The sequence below is a fragment of the Vibrio sp. 10N.222.55.A1 genome (assembly GCF_041473835.1).
GTDB lineage: Bacteria > Pseudomonadota > Gammaproteobacteria > Enterobacterales > Vibrionaceae > Vibrio > Vibrio crassostreae_C.
On the sequence record NZ_JBFRSX010000015.1, the window covers coordinates 187671 to 206083 of the forward strand.

13 protein-coding genes are annotated in these 18413 nt (G+C 45.2%); 6 read left to right on the forward strand and 7 right to left on the reverse strand.

Features of this window, described 5'->3' with window-relative positions; translation table 11 throughout:
• Nucleotides 1-280: 280 nt before the first annotated feature.
• Both AB4493_RS05215 and AB4493_RS05220 read right to left on the reverse strand, forming a co-directional pair.
• On the reverse strand, nt 281-2110 hold the full coding sequence (locus AB4493_RS05215) for a formylglycine-generating enzyme family protein (protein ID WP_017065148.1): 1830 nt from the start codon (nt 2108-2110) through the stop codon (nt 281-283).
• A gap of 244 nt (nt 2111-2354) precedes the next feature.
• Nucleotides 2355-3458, reverse strand: a complete 1104-nt coding sequence (locus AB4493_RS05220; protein WP_372154612.1) for a PEGA domain-containing protein — start codon at nt 3456-3458, stop codon at nt 2355-2357.
• Between the two features lie 483 nt (nt 3459-3941).
• Between AB4493_RS05220 and AB4493_RS05225 the strand changes: the two genes are divergently transcribed.
• From AB4493_RS05225 to putP, 4 genes are all read left to right on the forward strand, one after another.
• Nucleotides 3942-4766 carry an AraC family transcriptional regulator gene (locus AB4493_RS05225; protein ID WP_017065150.1) on the forward strand — a complete coding sequence of 275 codons (825 nt, stop codon included), beginning with the start codon at nt 3942-3944 and terminating at the stop codon, nt 4764-4766.
• Nucleotides 4767-4947: 181 nt separating this feature from the next.
• Complete coding sequence (putA, locus tag AB4493_RS05230; RefSeq protein ID WP_372154613.1) at nt 4948-8085, forward strand: bifunctional proline dehydrogenase/L-glutamate gamma-semialdehyde dehydrogenase PutA; 3138 nt, start codon at nt 4948-4950, stop codon at nt 8083-8085.
• An 11-nt stretch (nt 8086-8096) separates the two neighbouring features.
• Entirely contained in the window at nt 8097-8801 is a 705-nt protein-coding gene (locus AB4493_RS05235) for a 1-pyrroline-5-carboxylate dehydrogenase (RefSeq protein ID WP_372154614.1), read from the forward strand.
• A gap of 150 nt (nt 8802-8951) precedes the next feature.
• Nucleotides 8952-10478 carry a sodium/proline symporter PutP gene (gene putP / locus AB4493_RS05240; RefSeq protein WP_170930181.1) on the forward strand — a complete coding sequence of 509 codons (1527 nt, stop codon included), beginning with the start codon at nt 8952-8954 and terminating at the stop codon, nt 10476-10478.
• A 638-nt stretch (nt 10479-11116) separates the two neighbouring features.
• Here the strand turns inward: putP and AB4493_RS05245 are convergent.
• A complete protein-coding gene (locus tag AB4493_RS05245) occupies nt 11117-11287 on the reverse strand; it encodes a hypothetical protein (RefSeq protein WP_017070161.1) in 171 nt (56 codons plus the stop codon).
• A 278-nt stretch (nt 11288-11565) separates the two neighbouring features.
• Between AB4493_RS05245 and AB4493_RS05250 the strand changes: the two genes are divergently transcribed.
• On the forward strand, nt 11566-12054 hold the full coding sequence (locus AB4493_RS05250) for an Lrp/AsnC family transcriptional regulator (protein ID WP_004732526.1): 489 nt from the start codon (nt 11566-11568) through the stop codon (nt 12052-12054).
• Nucleotides 12055-12162: 108 nt separating this feature from the next.
• On the opposite strand, the gene AB4493_RS05255 is transcribed toward AB4493_RS05250, so the two are convergent.
• Both AB4493_RS05255 and AB4493_RS05260 read right to left on the reverse strand, forming a co-directional pair.
• Nucleotides 12163-12867: a hypothetical protein gene (locus AB4493_RS05255; RefSeq protein WP_017065155.1), complete on the reverse strand. Its 705-nt coding sequence runs from the start codon at nt 12865-12867 to the stop codon at nt 12163-12165.
• A gap of 286 nt (nt 12868-13153) precedes the next feature.
• Nucleotides 13154-15004: an ABC transporter ATP-binding protein gene (locus tag AB4493_RS05260; protein WP_372154615.1), complete on the reverse strand. Its 1851-nt coding sequence runs from the start codon at nt 15002-15004 to the stop codon at nt 13154-13156.
• Nucleotides 15005-15649: 645 nt separating this feature from the next.
• Between AB4493_RS05260 and AB4493_RS05265 the strand changes: the two genes are divergently transcribed.
• Nucleotides 15650-16624, forward strand: a complete 975-nt coding sequence (locus AB4493_RS05265; protein WP_004732521.1) for an arginine deiminase-related protein — start codon at nt 15650-15652, stop codon at nt 16622-16624.
• Nucleotides 16625-16757: 133 nt separating this feature from the next.
• On the opposite strand, the gene AB4493_RS05270 is transcribed toward AB4493_RS05265, so the two are convergent.
• Both AB4493_RS05270 and AB4493_RS05275 read right to left on the reverse strand, forming a co-directional pair.
• Nucleotides 16758-17390 (reverse strand): triacylglycerol lipase, encoded by a 633-nt coding sequence (locus tag AB4493_RS05270; protein WP_017061192.1) that lies wholly within the window; start codon nt 17388-17390, stop codon nt 16758-16760.
• 134 nt (nt 17391-17524) lie between these two features.
• On the reverse strand, nt 17525-18364 hold the full coding sequence (locus AB4493_RS05275) for a helix-turn-helix domain-containing protein (RefSeq protein ID WP_372154616.1): 840 nt from the start codon (nt 18362-18364) through the stop codon (nt 17525-17527).
• Between the last annotated feature and the right edge of the window lie 49 nt (nt 18365-18413).

The window sequence follows — 18413 nt, forward strand, 5'->3', positions numbered from 1 at the left end:
AGGGTGATAATCAGGCAAAAAAAAGCCAGCCTGAAGAGGGGCTGGCTAAAGACAAGATATGCCTTGTCGACATGTAGAAGATTTTCAGTCTAATTTACGAGGGTCAGGTAAATTAAACTGAGGCATCAATTTGATACCCAGAGTGACTTACTACTCTATCGACGAATCTACTCCTAGGAGTGCTTATGCATAAGGGGGGAATTCCCCTATAAATGTTGCTCAATGTGATAATTGAGAACCTAGAGTAAATATTTGGGGTTCTGAGCCTATGACTGGGAGCCTACAGCTCTCGTACTACTCGGAATCCTAGATAGTTCGCTGCCGTTGAAGGCGGTACGTACAGTTCGTTAAACACTTTTGCTTCTTCAGGAGAGAAGCTCCACGCGCCACCTTTGGCTAGGCCCTTTTGAACGGTTGTCCACTCCCATACATTGCCGACCATGTCGTAGAAGCCCGTTGGTGTTGGCATGAATGATTTAACAGGAGACGTACTGACGTTTGACCAAGGTGTACCAGCCCAGCCTGTATTCGCTTTACCTGTGCGGAATTCGTTACCCCACCAGAAGTTGGTGTCTTGGCCTGCTCTTGCTGCGGCCTCCCACTCTTGTGGTGTAGGAAGGCGATACGTGAAGCCAGTGCTCTCAGATAACCAGCGAGTGTAGGCTTGAGCATCGTTTTGGCTTACACAAACCACCGGAGAGTTGTCAGCTTGTTTGAAGCCCGGTTTTTGCCAGTCATTGTCGGAGACTGAAGTAATCTCGGCATTGGTGAAGGTGTCGCAGGTGTTCATTAGCTCAGCATCTGTCTGATAGCCAGTACTCTTAACGAACGCTCTAAAATCTTGCACACGTGTCGGGGTCGCGGCTAATGCAAACGGCTGTTTGATCGTCACTTGTTGTGCGTTATTTTCACCCAGTAGGTAGCGACCCGAGCCGACAACAATCATTTCAGGGCTCTGAATGTCGTTACCCATCGGATCGGCAAACTTGGTGCCGACATTTAATGAATTCTGTTTCGCTTGCAATACGGCTCGTAGGTTGTGATCGCGGGCTATCTTCAGCTCTTGATGGAAAGAAAGGTAGCCTTCTTTTTCGATCGTGACCATGTGTTGGCCCGTCGGTAACATCACTTCAACCGGTGTACTGCCATAGTTCACGCCGTTGATAGAAACATTGTCGTTGTATTGATTTGAACGCACCACCAAGTTAACCCAAGCAACTTCTTTTTGCTGGTCGTTGGCTTGTTGCTCGCTTTGTGTGAAACAGTTTGATGACTGAATACCAAGCAGGCGACAAGGTGTGTTCTTATCTGGACGAGTTTCTAGGTTCGCCGCAATCACCGCTCGGTAACGGTTATCTTCAGAGAAGCCAGAGGATTTCACTTTGTGTTGCAGAACGTGAATGTTCAGCGAAGCAGACGCAAGGTGCTCTTTCACTGTTTTCGATTCAGTCGCGTTATCGATTAGGCTGTGTTGGAATTGTTTTACCGCTTTTTGAAGTGCCAAAGTCACCGTTTGGTCTGAACACTGCGCCAGTGTCATATCGCTGCTGCAACGGTTGGTAAAGCTAACAGTTTGCTCTTCCGTCTGAGTGATCTCGTATCTTAGTCGCTCTGCTCTTGCTCTTAGCTTGTCTTGGTTTAGGTTTGCGATTGAAGCTTCTGCCGCGGCTTTCTCGGCTTGGATAGCCTCAAGCTCCATCACCAAGCCTTGCTGCTTTTGCTCTGAGTCTGAAATCGCAAGTTTGCCTTCTTTTACGGTTTTCCAAGCGTCTTGGAAGCGTTTTTGAGCAAGCGAGATATCGAAATCGGGATCATCAATCATGCGCGTGTAATCTTGCTCTAGGCTGGCTTTTGCCTTTGCGAGTGTTTGCTCTGCTTGAGCTGATAACTCAGCTAGACGTGCCGTTTGCTGCGCCTGATTGTCGACTTCGTTTTGTTTGTCGGCTAATTTCTTTTCAACAGCCGTTAAGTCGGCATGCTTTTCAAAAAGTGAGCTTTCAATGTCGGTGACAGATGACGCGATCGCTGGTGGTGTTGCCTCAGCAAAAACAGCTGGCGTCATTAAGCATGGAGCAAGTGCAAATAATAGAGTAGGAAGACCTTGGCGCATGATGGGCTACTTCAATCGTAATTTAGGTTAATCGAATATTCTAAACGAGAACGCCATTTCGTCTGCAGCTACTGTTTATAACGATAAAACAAGGTTATAACGACCATACAAATTTGTAACGATCATACAGTTTATAACTATCAACAAAATGGCGAGTGTTCATTCAGCTTTGTGAAATAGGCACGGCTATCTGATATCGAGCTAAGCGTTTTGAATTGGCTCAGGCTCTATATACAAAGGGTGTTTAGCTTTCTTTGCTAGGAAGAAGCTTAACCCAAATCGTGTCGCTGCCGTTGATGGTAACTGTGCGGTTGTAAGACTCGTAACCTTGTTTTGAAATGGTTACTTGGTGACGACCACTTGGTAGCGCAACCTCAAGAGGGGTGCTGCCATACTTAATGCCGTTGATGGTTACTGAGTCGTTGTACTGATCAGAACGTACCGTCACGTTAGCCCACTGTTTGTCACTCTTCTTAACGACTGCTGCGTCACTGCCTGTTAAACAGTAGCGAGTCGAAACATTCAATAGGTTACATGCTGCAACTGCTTCAGGTTTTGCTTGAAGTTGAGTTTGCATCTGCATGAAGTAAGAGTTGTTACCAGAGAAGCCGCTCTTGATCGCTTGGCTGTCTTGAACATGGATATTCAGCTGAACACCTTGTAAGTTTTGCTTCGCAAGTGTGCTTTCTGTGAGCTGCTCAAGTAATTGGCTCTTGAACGTTTGCACGGCTTTTTGATTGGTCAGGTGTTTACCCTGTGCAGTACACTCACCAAGTGTCATTGTTGATGAACATGTGGTGGTATAGCTGGTTTCAAGCACCGCACTTTCACGCAGTTCTGTTGCGATACGTTTTACGCGAGCTTCAACTTTTGACTCTCTCAAGTTTGCCAGCTCATTATTCAGGCGAGCTTGCTTTTGCTTGATTTGAGAAAGGTGAATTTCGCTCTCGTTGATCGCTTGTTCGTTATCTAGCTGAGACGATTGATTCTCTTTAACCGCAGCCCAAGCGTCTTGGTAACTTTTCTGGAAAGAGACTAAATCTGTTTCTGGATCTTCAAGCAAGCGACTGTACTGTTTGTCGAGTACAGACTTGGCTCTGTTACGTTTTGCCTTAAGTTCTTCACCTTCGCGCAACAACTTGCTGTTCTTGTTTTGAAGTTGTTTTAGGTTTTCAGTCGCCGATACTTTGGTTGCTGAAATACGCTCAATATCTGAGTTTTTCTCTGTTAGCTTTGCATCGATAGCTGAAACGGGATCGACTTGATTCAGTTCTTCAGCGGATACCGATGCAGATACCCAAAGTGGGGATAGCGCAAGTAAAAGCGCTGAAATTCGAAAGTTAGTCATAGGTCCCTGCAACTTGTAGATTGAAAATTGGCTCGTTAATAAAGTGTCTACTTCCTAGTTGTGAGTCACTAGTTATTAGCAATTAACACAGTACCCGTCTTTATACCGTTTTATTGCTATCCAATCTACTCAAAAGCCAAGTTTCGGTACTTCGGATACACTTTTTACAGGCTTATAGCCAATTATTTGAGCTATATAAGAAAATTTATTCATTATGTTGGCGTGAAAAAGCATTTATTGACCACATGGTTTCTCGTGCTTGTGTGATTGCTTGTGAAGTCCCTAAACTCGCCGGAACGATTGGTTTTACAATGCCCGTAGTTTGTACACTCTTGATCATCCTTCCGGAGGCATGATCAAGATGATCGCGATAATGATCTTTTCATTCTCGCGAGCAAATAACTCTCATGAGCATTTACAAATTCATCTTATGCGCATTTAAGAGTATTATTCTTACTATGTTGACCCGAGTATTTTTCTGTCATGTCTAAACCTTTACCCTTTCCTAACCTAGACCTTTCTCCGCTAGGCCTTACTGGCCCTCGTCCTGCTGAGATCATCACTTTGCCATCGCATATGGATTGCCACGATCACCATTATTCTCAGGTGGTGATTGGTTTAAAAGGTCAGGCGGAATTTGAAGTGAGTGGTAAGGGGAATCTTGTTGGCCCAGGACAAGGTTGTGTGGTGACAGCGAGCTCTGATCATGCTTTCGGCGGAGTGGTTGGTCAGTCGGATATTCTCGTGCTCAACATGCCTATGCCAACCGATGATGACCCTCTGATGCTAGAGAAGATTAACCAGTTAGAATCATCGAACGTCTACTTCCAATTAGATGCGCAAATTCAAAAGCTTATCCATATGTTGGTGCAAGAGATGCAGGCCAGTCCTGATGATCTGTTATTAAGCCGTGCGTGCAATGATACGGTGATTGCATTGATGCAAAGGCACATCTCGGCATTTGAAACCTCAATCAAAGATTCACGTTTTGATCTTGAAGCGCTGGATCGTTATATCGAGCAACACCTCGCAAATAAGATCTCCGTCGCGCAGCTAGCAGGCAGTGTGTTCTTGGGCGAAAGCCAGTTCCATATGCTGTTCAAAGAGCAAATGGGCATTACCCCTCACCAGTACGTTCTTGGCAAGCGCATCGACCGTTCTCGTCGTTTAATTGAACAAGGTAATCTAAGCCTTGGTCAGGTCGCTGAACTGGCTGGTTTCTCCGGTCAATCTTCCTTTACTCACACCTTTTCACGCCTTCAAGGCATGTCACCATCCCAATACAAAAAGAAAATTTCTGTTAAATAGTGAAACAAAACGGCATATTATTTTAAAGTTTCATATGTGACCTTGTGTTTGTTTTGTTAATAAAGCGAGTTTTTAGCAAAAAACTCGGAGTTTTTGACAAGTAATCCTTATATACTCTAAATACACTGCAGCCATTGTAGAGATCCCGAACTCTTTTCGGGTGTGAGATTAAGGAAAACGCATGTTTACAGCTACTGATGTGTTAAAGCCAGAATTCAATGAGCAGTCGCTTGCTGATCTTTGGACGCTTATCTCACCATTATATATGGTGGATGAAACCCAATGGCTAGAGCAACTTCTGCCGCTAGCTACCCCTTCTGAGTCTGAAAAGCAGCAAATTACAGACAAAACGACGTCGTTGATTGAGTCTATCCGTGCGGATAAAACATCTATTCAGATGATCGACGCCTTGTTGCTTGAATACAGCTTAGATACTCAAGAGGGCATCTTGCTAATGTGTCTGGCGGAAGCCTTGATGCGTATTCCTGATTCGGCAACCGCTGATGCGTTGATTCGCGACAAACTTAGCGTTGCGGATTGGAAATCTCACCTGAAGAATTCTGACTCGGTTTTTGTTAACGCATCAACTTGGGGCCTAATGCTAACAGGCAAGGTGGTTGGACTTTCATCTAAAGAGCAGAGTGCAGGTCAAGCGGTTAACCGTTTAGTGAACAAGCTTTCTGAGCCGGTGATTCGTAAAGCGATGCACCAAGCGATGAAGGTGATGGGTCACCAATTCGTTCTTGGTCGCAGCATTGCTGAAGCGCAGAAGAACGGTAAGTCTATGCGTGACAAAGGTTTTACCTACTCATACGACATGCTAGGTGAAGCGGCACTGACCACTGCTGACGCAAACAAATACTTCAAAGATTACCTAATGGCGATTGAAGCCGTAGGTCGAGACACATACGTCTCTTCAAAATCTAGCCCAGCACCGTCTGTTTCTATCAAGCTTTCTGCGCTTCACCCACGTTATGAAGTGGCGAATGAAGACCGCGTACTGACTGAGCTATGCGACACGCTAGAGCAGTTACTGCGCCGTGCGATTGAGCTTGATGTTGCGATCACGATTGATGCAGAAGAAGCGGATCGCCTAGAGCTTTCGCTTAAGTTATTCGAAAAACTGTATCGCAGCGAGCTAGTGAAAGGCTGGGGCAAGTTTGGTCTGGTTATTCAAGCGTATTCAAAGCGTGCGTTACCGGTTCTAGTTTGGCTAAACCGCCTAGCAAAAGAGCAGGGTGACTTAATCCCACTTCGCCTAGTTAAAGGTGCTTACTGGGATAGTGAGATCAAATGGTCACAACAAGCTGGTTTCGATAACTACCCTGTTTACACTCGCAAAGAAGCGACTGATGTAGCCTACCTAGCGTGTGCGCGTTATCTATTGAGCCCAAGTGTTCGTGGCAATATCTTCCCGCAGTTTGCTAGCCACAATGCTCATACGGTTTCCGCTATTGCAGTGATGACAGACCATAAAGACTTTGAATTCCAACGCTTACACGGCATGGGTGATTCACTTTACAACCATGCAATGGAAGCTTACCAACAGTCGGTACGTATTTACGCGCCAGTTGGTAGCCATAAAGATCTACTGCCATACCTAGTACGTCGTCTGTTAGAGAATGGTGCAAACAGCTCGTTTGTACACCGTTTGGTTGATGCTCGTTGCCCTGTAGCAGAGCTAACACAGCATCCAGTCGACATGCTTTTGGCATTCGATACGTTGAACAACACTAAGATTCCTCTGCCGCCAGCGGTATTCCCTGAGCGTAAGAACTCATACGGTGTGAACATTGATATCGAGAGCGAAGCGCATCAGTTTGAAGAGCAAGTAAAAGGCTTTTTGAACAATCAATGGACTGCTGGACCTGTGATCAACGGCGAATCTCTTGCCGAAAGCATGATCAAGGCTGATCAGAATGTTGAACAAGTAACAGCACCTTACGATCGTCGTATTAGCGTGGGTCAGGTGGCTTTTGCAAACCTTGATCATGTTTCCGCAGCGATCACTGGTGCAGACGCCGCATTTGCTGATTGGAATGCGACATCGGTTGAAACCAAAGCCGCTGCGCTTGAGAAGTTGGCGGATCTGATGGAAGAAAACCTGGCTGAGCTGGTGGCAATTTGTCATCAAGAAGCGGGTAAGACAATTCACGACAGCATTGATGAAGTGCGTGAAGCGGTCGACTTCTGTCGTTACTACGCAAAACAAGCGAACAACCTACAAGGTTTTGAGCTAAAAGGCTTTGATGGTCTAACTCGAATCGCTTCGCGACAAGGTCGTGGTGTATTCGTTTGTATCAGCCCTTGGAACTTCCCATTGGCGATCTTCCTTGGCCAAATTACAGCTGCACTAGTGGCGGGTAACACGGTTGTGGCGAAACCTGCAGAGCAAACAAGCTTAATTGCAGCTCGCGCAGTGGAATTGATGAATGAAGCGGGTTTCCCTGCTGGCACGATTCAGTTACTACCGGGTCGTGGCGCTGAGATCGGCAGTGCGCTAACCAGTCATGATGCGATTGCGGGCGTTGCCTTTACGGGGTCAACACCAACAGCACAACGTATCAACGTGTCATTGGCGAGTCGTAACGCTAAGCCTGTTCCGTTTATCGCGGAAACCGGTGGTCAGAATGCGATGATCGTCGACAGTACCGCACTGCCTGAACAGGTAGTCCGTGATGTTATTCGTTCGGCATTCGCTTCTGCAGGTCAACGTTGTTCTGCGCTACGTGTGCTTTACATTCAAGAAGACATTGCAGATCGCGTGATTGGACTAATTCACGGTGCGATGGATGAGCTAAGCGTTGGTATTCCACATCTTCATAAAACGGATGTGGGCCCAGTTATCGACCAAAACGCGAAGCAGAAGTTGATGACGCACCTAGAAAATATGACTAAGACCCAGAAGAAAGTGGCTCAACTTTCTCTAAGAGCGGATTGTGAACATGGTGACTTTGTTCCACCAAGTGCATTTGAAATCGATGACATCAGCTGTTTGAAAGAAGAGCAGTTTGGTCCTGTACTGCATATCGTTCGCTTCAAAGCGAGTGAGTTGACACAAGTAGTAGACCAAATTAACCAAACCGGTTTTGGTCTAACTATGGGTATCCACAGCCGTAACGAAACAACTTACCGTTGGATCGAGAAACACATTCGTGTGGGTAACTGTTACATCAACCGTGACCAGGTCGGCGCTGTTGTTGGTGTACAACCATTTGGTGGTCAAGGCTTGTCTGGTACTGGCCCTAAAGCGGGTGGTCCTCACTACCTATACCGCTTTACTGATGTTCATTTCTCTCAATCACAAGACAAGGCATAAGGAGCAGTATCATGGTTCATCAAGTGACAGGTTTTTCTGATGCTTTGCTAGCGTGGGAACAATGGAATCTTACCGACTTTGATTACAAGAGTGCTCAGGTACTTGCGCTGAAATCAGAGATCGAAAGTCAATCTGTGCCTTTGGCTGCAGTGGCAACTTATCATCTAGAGCAAGCGTCTGCGCTGCTTTCTGAACATCACTTAATGGCAGGTCCTACGGGCGAAACCAATGAGTTGTATGCCGCAGGCCGCGGTGTGGCTTTGGTGATTGTTGATGATTGCGAAGAGAAAGTGCCCGCACTGCAAACCGCAACAGCGATGATTACTGCAGCATTATTGGCAGGTAACAGCGTTCAATTGTGCAGTGATGACGTGCAGTTCAACACCTTAATTGCAGATGCCGCGAAACAAGCGAATCTACCAACCAACCTGGTGCAGGTTGCCTCGTACGACGCTGCTCAGCAGTTGTTGTCTTGCGATGTGCGAAGCGCGGGTTACGTAGGTAATTCACAAACGGCACAAGCTATCAATTTACAGCTTGCTAAGCGTGACGGTGCAATCGTCGGTTTAGTAGCTGAAACGGATCTGACAGCAATGCATGTTGCTCACGATCCACACCTATCGCTGCGTTTCATTACCGAGCGTACGCGAACTATAAATATAACAGCCGTGGGCGGTAACGCGACCTTGCTCGAACTTGGAAGCGAAGCTCACTAACCTTCAGTAACATTGGCTCTAAGCTCCTTTGGTTGTTTCCATTTTTTGGTTTCTCCATTTTTGGATTCAACCCATAGTGCTTTGGAGCCTGAATACCTAACTCAATGCACTCGCTTGCCTTTACGGTGAGTGTCTTGCATTGAATTAGGCATGGAAGGCTTTCTACAAAATGAGGACTATCAAATGATAGAAAACAGTTTTGCAATAACGACGACGTTCATTGCGTATCTAATTATGATGCTAGCGATCGGTGTTATTGCTTACAAACGTACATCTAACTCAACTGACTACTTCCTAGGTGGTCGTTCGTTAGGCCCATGGCCTGCTGCACTTTCTGCTGGTGCATCAGACATGAGTGGTTGGTTGCTACTTGGCCTGCCTGGTTACGCTTACGCTGCTGGCTTTGAGGCATTCTGGCTTGCTGGTGGTCTACTGGTTGGTACTTGGGCAAACTGGTTAATCAGTGCTAAACGCCTACGTACTTACAGTATTACAACTGAATCACTGACGCTGCCTGAATTCCTATCTCGTCGCTTCAACGATAACTCTAAGCTGATCCAAACAATTTCTGCTTTCTTTATCCTTTTATTCTTCCTTTTCTACACAAGCTCAGGCTTGGTAGCAGGTGGTAAATTGTTTGAAACGGTATTTGGCCTAGATTACACAACGGCGGTAATTATCGGCACAGTATGTGTGGTTTCGTACACCCTGTTTGGTGGTTTCCTTGCGGTATCTTGGACTGACTTGGTTCAAGGTCTACTGATGTCTGCTGCGCTATTGATTGTACCAATCGCAGCAATGAACGGTGGCCTTGGCCAACTGTCTACTGACCTACACAACATTAACCCAGAGCTTCTAACGCTATGGAATGATGCGAAAGGTGAACCACTTTCTGCTATCGCGATCATCTCGCTAGCGGCATGGGGTCTAGGTTACTTCGGTCAGCCACACATCTTGGCTCGTTTCAAAGCAACGCGTAGCAACAAAGACCTAACAACCGCGCGTCGTATCGCGGTGGTATGGACTGCACTGTCTATGATTGGTGCAATGCTGGTTGGTCTTGTTGGTCTAATCTACGTGACGAACTCGGGCGCACCTAAGCTAGACGATGGCGAGAAGATCTTCATGCTTCTTGTGAACGCGATGTTCCACCCAGTAATCGCAGGTATCTTACTTGCTGCAATCCTAGCGGCAATCATGAGTACTGCGGATTCACAACTTCTTGTTTCTTCATCTGCAATGGCAGAAGATCTGTATAAGCAAGTTCTGAAGAAAGACGCTACGTCAGAAGAGATTGTTCGTGTAGGCCGTTTCGCGGTTATCCTAATCTCTCTGATTGCACTTGTACTAGCGATGACGCCAGACAGTTCAGTACTTGGCCTTGTGTCTTACGCATGGGCTGGTTTTGGTGCTGCATTCGGCCCAGCTATTGTATTGAGCCTGTACTGGTCTCGTATGAACCGTAACGGCGCTCTCGCGGGTATCGTGGTTGGTGGTGTGACTATCGTACTTTGGAAACAGTTCACGGGCGGTTGGTTCGATGTGTACGAAATCGTACCGGGAATCATCCTATCGACTCTTTCTATCGTTATCGTGAGTTTAATTACGGGCGAGCCTGAAGACGAAGTTAAGAAGCAACACGCTGAGTTCGAGAAGAACCTCGTTGAGCTAGACTAATTTACATTGTAAAAATACCAATGAATTAGCAAAAGACATGAACAATAGAGTCACTTCGGTGGCTCTATTTTTTTATGTGAGTACGACCTTTGTCTTATTTCAAATTAAGTTTATTCGAGGTTTTCTGATATTGAAATGGGGGTTTACAATGTAAATCGAAAGCGAAGGATCTTGAGCGAGAAATGAAAGGTCTGTCTTGTTGGTGGCGTTTGATGTCAAAAAATAAAATAGAAAAATGGCTATTTTTTGAACTTGGCGCTCACTTTTGTCATTAGCTCGGTGAATTGTGGAACCGAATTGGACATGATGTGTCAATTGTCAGTAACCACTAAAGACCTATAGGACAAAGGTATGCCTGATCTCTATTGCAAAGGATGTAAAAAAACAACACTACATAAGTCTATAATGAAACGTTGTGAATCAGAGCCCGAGACAGCTTCTGGCCGTATGATGCAATGGACGTCAAAACTATTTAGTGGAAACCTGTACTACGATATGGAAACTCAGCACTTCTGCCGCACGTGCAATTGTCGTTGCGAAACTGGAAGTGCTGTTCCCCAAGTTGGCCTAGCCTAACTCATAGTAAGTGCTTACTAACTTGATTCAAAAAACCTCCGTGCTAGGAGGTTTTTGTGTTTCTAAGCAGCCTTGAGTGCAAGCTCAGCTTCAATGGCATTGCCATCAATCTTCACTTCCCATCCATAGTTTGAGTATTCATTTGCTAGTGCCTGAGCAACATCTTTTGATACCGTTACGTGTGTCCATGAACCAATACCGTAAGGTTTATATGCGAGTTCTTGCGTTTTCATAATAGAGTCATCCTTTCTCTTTGATAATTATATTATTCACTTTGGCCTATATCCTTTCTTTCGTTTCCGGCTCAACTTATTTGTTAATCGGGTCATTTCTATAATAATTTGTTAATAACCAGAGTTTGATTTATAAGGGTTCTTATCTATTTGTATGTGTTTATATCTGGCGTGAATATCATCCGTGCATTTAGTTTTTAAATGTGTGAGCGAGGTTTTCTTCGATTGCACTTGGTATGGAATATACTGAGCGGAATTTAGAATGTTTAAGGAATGTTATGTCTCAGCATCAGCTCGATCGTATCGATAAAGAGATACTAAGAATTCTGCATATGAAAGGGCGTTTACCTGTTGTTGAACTGGCAAAACAGGTCAACCTTACGACGTCACCTTGCTCTGATAGACTCAAGCGATTGGAGAAAGAGGGCTACATCACGGGCTATCATGCTGAGCTTTGTTCAGAAAAGCTGGGACTCGATGTTCAAGTCTTTATCCATATCCGTCTCGATCAGACTAGCTTTTCGATCTTCGACAAATTTGCCCAAGCCGTGGAAATGATGCCTGAGGTGGAAGAGTGCTACTCACTGTCGGGTGACTTTGACACCATGATCAAGGTTCGAGTGAAAGACATGAAGGCGTACCAAGCGTTTATGGCCACCAAGCTGGGCACCTTGCCTGGTGTGATTCAGACACGTAGTGAAGTGGTGATTGAAGAGCATAAAAAGGGCTTCGGCGTGAACCCTGAGTTGTTGGCAACTCTAAAATAGTGGCCTAATTTCGCTTACCAACGTGATTTAGATATAAAAAATGGAAGCAATAAGCTTCCATTTTTTGTTGAGCGTCAGATAAAGAGCAACCCGATAAACTTGTTCGCCTTAAAGCGTAATGGCCGCAGAGATTAAGCCAATCACACCACCGAATACACCGCCCCAAACGACCAACCAACCAAGGTGTTTCTTGATCATGGTCTGAACCATCTCTTTAACCAGCTTAGGTGTTAGTTCATTCAAGCGCTGATCGATGATCGCCTCAATGTTTTCTTTGATTTCATCCATCATCGCAGGCGATTCTAGCTCGTCTTTGATGGCATTTTTTACAGAATCACTCTTGCTGATTTCAATCACAGATTCTTGCATCTTCTCAACAAACGGCGCTTTCATTGGCTCTAGTGCTTCTGTGCCACCAAACATTGCCAACATACCGCCAAACTGAGAGTTCTCGATAACATGCACCAGTGAGTCGAATGCAGGGTTAAAGTCGATCTTCTGAATCACAGGCTCTAGATTGAGCGACTTTCCTGTCATCTCGCTGCTTAGGAAGCGGTCGATGTTACTTTCTGTAAAGAATTGCTCCATCATCAGTTGCTTGATGGCTGCCTTGAACTCTTCAAAGCGCGCTGGAATCACTCCAGAACCGTATAGGCCGGGTACTTTCTCGAACAACATGTGAATCGCAAGCCAGTTGGTGATGGCACCAGAAAAGGCGAATAGGCCTGCATAAAGCAAGTATTGGTTTGCTGTCGCATAGCCGCCAGCAAGCAGCGCTAACGCGATAACGTTAGTTAAGACACTTTTGTTCATGGTTGATCTCTAGAAAGAATATTGCGCGCATTTTAAGAAAAAAACGCCAAGAAAAAAACAAAAGGATCGATGAAGTTTATTGGACAGGTAGCAAAGAGTGCCAAATAGCAGGCATAAAAAAGGCTAGCCTCCCCCCGAAGTCTAGCCTTATTCCAGAACGCGCAAGCGAGGCGTCTTTGGTGTTAATGTCATTATATAATTACGACATAACATTCTGCCATGTGTAATTTACCGCTAATAAACAAATTGCTGTGAATCACATCGCACTTTTAAAATAGCACAAAAATTAAGCGTTTGTAGCTTGCTCAAGGTCATCGGCAATGAAGCCACCGGTTTGGTGATTCCATAGCTGCGCATAAATACCATTCTGGTTAATCAGCTCTTGGTGCGTGCCTTCTTCTACGATATTGCCGGCATCAAGCACGATCAGGCGATCCATCGCTGCGATGGTCGACAGGCGGTGTGCAATCGCAATAACCGTTTTGCCTTCCATTAGCTCAATCAAGCTCTCTTGAATCGCTGCCTCTACCTCAGAATCGAGTGCAGAAGTTGCTTCATCGAGAACAAGTAATGGAGCATTCTTTAGAAGAACACGTGAGATAGCCACACGTTGACGCTGACCACCAGAAAGCTTAACGCCACGTTCACCCACTTGAGCATCGTAACCAACGTTGCCAAACGGGTCGGTTAGCGTTTCGATAAACTCATGCGCGTGTGCCTGTTTAGTCGCCGCGTATACCTCTTCGTCTGATGCTTCTGGTCGACCGTAAAGAATGTTGTCTTTGATCGAACGGTGCAGCAGTGAAGTATCTTGGGTCACCATACCAATGTTGCTACGCAGAGAATCTTGAGTAACGCTCGAGATCTCTTGGTCATCAATCAGGATGCGGCCACTTTCTACATCGTGGAAACGCAAAAGTAAGTTAACTAGGGTCGATTTACCTGCACCTGAACGGCCAACCAAGCCCACTTTTTCACCCGGTTTGATGTTGAGGTTTAGGTTGTTGATCACCCCCTTATTCTCACCGTAGTTAAAGCTTACATTGTCGAAGTTGATACCGCCTTGTGGAACCTCCAGAGGCTTCGCGTCTTTCTTGTCTTCAATAGCAATAGGCTTAGACAGAGTTTTAATGCCGTCAATCACGGTACCAAGGTTCTCAAACAGACCACCAATTTCCCACATGATCCATTTCGACATGCCGTTAATACGCAGAGCCAAGCTGACCGCAATCGCGATTGCACCCACGGTGATTGCGCTATCTAGCCATAGGTAGATAGAGATACCCGCAATGCTGAACACCAATAGATAGTTAGCGAATTCCACGCAGATGTTGAAGCCGGTTACCAAGCGCATTTGGCGGTGCACAGTATCTAGGAAGCCTTCCATGCCTTCTTCGGCGTATTCGGTTTCTCTTTTACTGTGTGAGAACAATTTCACCGTCGCGATGTTGGTGTAACTATCGACAATACGACCTGTCATTAACGATCGCGCATCCGCTTGCTCTGAAGACACGTCTTTTAGCTTTGGCACGAAGTGTAGTTGAATACCGATGTAAACGAATAGCCAAATCAGCATCGGAGCCATCAAGCGCCAATCTGATTCAGCAAGCATGAACAGCATCGCCGTGAAGTAAACCGTCACGTAGACAAACACATCGACCATCTTGGTCACAGTTTCGCGCACTGCAAGCGAGGTTTGCATCACTTTGGTCGCGACACGTCCGGCGAAGTCATCTTGATAGAAGGACAGGCTTTGCTTCAAAAGGTAGCGGTGTGCTAACCAACGAATCGACATTGGGTAGTTGCCCAGCAAAGTTTGGTGAAGCAATAGCGAGTAAACACTGATCAAGATTGGCATCACGACCAACAGCAGAACGCCGAGCCCCATCAGTGTCGACTCGTTGTCTGCTAAGAAAGTGTCCGGGTTGCTGGTTGATAGCCAGTCAACCAGTTGACCCATGTAACCGAACAGCGCAACTTCGATGATCGCGATGGTCATGCTCATCAATCCGAGCAAGATCAACGGCTTTTCAAAACCTCGAGTGTAATGGCGGCAAAATGCCAGTATTCCAGTAGGAGGTTGTATCGGCTCTCCCTTTGGAAAGGCTTCAGTAAAGCCTTCAAATTTCTTGTACATAGATTTCCCTTTATAAACTAGTGCATCTATAAGCGACTGCATCGTTGGTGCAGCTTTGTTTTTATAGTCTTGATTTGAAATTTTACCGTCTTAGTTTGAAATTATATAAGCGCCCATGGGTTCTTATAAGCATTGAGTCATTCGATGGGTGTTGTTCTAGCTCTTATCTAAGTACTTGGTTTAAGCGCTTAGCTTTAATTACTTAGCTTTAATCACTTGGTTTTAACGTTAATGCTTAGTTTTAAAGTTCATTACTTTGTTTAAGTGGCGAAGGAAAGATCCAAAGAGTGTCTTTCATGACGCTTATTTTAGATTGAATTAGACAGGAAAAGTTAAGCTTATTTCAAACGTAATTGATGGTTATGCAACGATGATAATCCTAGCGTTAAATGGATTGAATTGTAACCAAAACTCGTGGTGAGCGAGAAAATGAAATCGGAATATTTATCCATAAAGCGACTTAATGAATATGCATACAGTTGGTTCTTTCTGATGTGCTGTTATCTCGCAGTAAAAATTACCGATTAATCTAAGATCTGCAGTGATTGTTTGGGATAAATATTCAAATCATTATTATTTTCAGTGAATCTTGTCGTAACAAGTTGTTTACAATTCTGAGGTAAATAAAAGATAGGGACGGTTGAAATGTTAAACCTACACAAAAAATCACTTCATATTACTAATGTTCAAAACGCCAATTGCGTTGTTATGGTTCCGCCAAAAGAGTTTCGATTTAACGAAGAAACAGCACGTGATAACGAGTTTCAGCACAGAGTCAATCTGACTGAAGCTGAGGTGAAGCTAGAAACGATGGCCGAATTTAAGGCTATGGTGGCTTCGTTGCGTAAAGAAGGTGTGCAAGTTGTAGAGTTTGATTACCCAGAATTGGGTGTCGAAACCCCTGACGCAGTGTTCCCAAACAACTGGTTCAGTACTTGTAGTGATGGAAGTTTATTCACTTTCCCTATGGCCTGTGAAAACCGTCAGCATGAAGTTAAGCCTACTGCTCTTATTGAAGTGTTGGAAGCGTCTGGTCGCATTGTTAACCACAGTGAGTCTATGGAGTCGTATGTTGCTCAAGGTTCTTATCTAGAGAGCACCGGTGTGATGGTTATCGATCACATCAATAAGACGATCTATGCGGCGCTTTCTCAGCGTTGCGACCGTGAAGTATTAGAAGATTATGCGAAGCGTATTGGTTATTCTCGCGTGGTTTCGTTCCAAACGGCATTACCGTCGGGTCAGCCGATTTATCACACCAATGTGATGATGGCGATTGGTGATAACTTCTGCGTGATCTGTGATGAAGTGATTCCTGAGTTTGAACGCCGCTTTGTGGTGAAATCTCTTGCCAAAGACAAGCAAGTTATCTCGATCTCGATCGATCAGATGAACCGATTCTGCGGCAACATTCTGCAATTGGAAACCGTGAATGGCGATAAGGTGATCGCGATGTCTCAGTCGGCTTACGATGCATTTTCTCCAGCTCAATTAGCTCAGCTCTCGACACACGGAAAGTTGCTGCCATTTAACGTGAAAACGATTGAAGACATTGGTGGTGGTTCGGTGCGATGCATGTTGGGTGAGGTGTTTTTACCAACGCGAGTAAATCGTCTGTAACAAGCACTCACTTTCAGTAATGAATCTTTGAATACCACTCTTATCGCAGAGTGGTATTTTTGTTTTTGTCTTTCACATATAAGAGAACAGAGCTCGATACAGGAGTCAACGCGCAAAAGCTAATGGAAATAAGCTATGAAGCGTCCTTAAAAGCTCTGTGTTCGATGAACTGAGCCGACAGTGTTACGACTTCTTTGGAGTAGACAAGCGCCGTGTGGTTGAGTTTGAGGGCGTAAGTATCCGTTGCTCCTCTCAGGTTGGCGTCTTCGAGTGTGACTGTGCCATCGCCCGGGTTTTTCCCCAGTACAATACGTCCAACTCCGGCGTCGTAGGTGCCTGTAATCACGCCAATCGGCACATCAATATCGTAGTCACCCAAGCCATCACTTAAGATCATTTTGCTCGAACCAAATATAAATCCAAGACCATGATTCGAAAGCGTTTTGGCTATGGTTGCCCCATTGTGCGGCGTACCTGCGGTAATAATGCAGGTGTCTGCAAAGTCGGGTTGGTAGAACTTAAAGTAGTGGCGAATCAGCAAGCCACCGAGTGAGTGACCAAAGAAATAGACCTCATCGTACTCATTAAAGCGAGCATTTACGAAGCGATTGAGGCGTTTGGCTGCAGAAGGGAAACGCAGCGAGTTGTAGGCAAACTTGTGCGTTGTAAAGCCGCGTTTTTTGAAGTTTCTATCCAGATATAGCATGATCAACGCAGGCATATATAAACCATGAATTAAAACTATATGTTTGTTTTTATTATTCATTTTTGTCCTCCGTCTGATGATGTCCCCAGTATATTTAGTCGCAAATCTAAACTCAATAAAACTTGCTACGAATGGGGCACAAAAGACAGAGGTGTACGTTATAAACAGTGCGTTCGTCATAGAGAAAAGGTGGGTTAGTCAGATCTCACTCCACCATACACATCTATGGTTAAACCGCCTTGTTTAGCGTAAGTATTGGGTGTTAGACCGATGGTTTTCTTTAGGTAACGAATCAGGTGCGGTTGGTCGCTAAATCCAAATTGAAAGGCGACGTCCATCCAATCGATGTCATCCAAATTTCGTTTATACAAGTATTCCAGCATTGCTTCGAGTTTGTTCATCGATTGGCACTGTTTTAATGTCAGCCCTGTTACCTTGTTGAAGCTTCTTTCCAATGTTCTTTGTGAGCAAAACAGCTTGTCGCCAAGCTCTGCAATCGGTGTCGAACCAAGCACACCCAACACCTTACGTGTCAGTTCGCTGTGCCTATCCGTTTTACCTGTCGATAACCAAGGAAGCAGCAAATCATCTAACTGCTGACAGCAGGCCTCAACATCGGTTTGGGCGAGCTTGATCAGTGACGTTGCATCGGCGTTTGGGTTGTTTAGCAAACCTGCGAGCTTGACTGGGCTAACCCTGTCCAAGCTAGGGTGAGGGCAATCTGGGATAACCAGTGAATACAAGGCACCGACATGGAATTTAATGCCCAAGTGAACAAAGGGCTTCGAGTGATCCAATTCGATGGCTTTATGGTGTGGCAGCAGTAGATGGCAACCAACGCCTTGATCGATTTGTTGCTCAATCGTGTAGTGATACGCTTGCTTGCTTGGCGATAAGATCAGGTGTGCCGATGGATCGGGATTGAGTATCGGAAATTGATGAGTTTGAGCGTCGGGCGTCTTTTCAATCAGCCAGTAGCAATCAATGAACTGAGCAACTACAGGGGATTTTGGAGACTGTAACCAATTGATCATTAGACCTTCTATTTCAGATGATTGTCACCTCCAACTATATGTAGATATC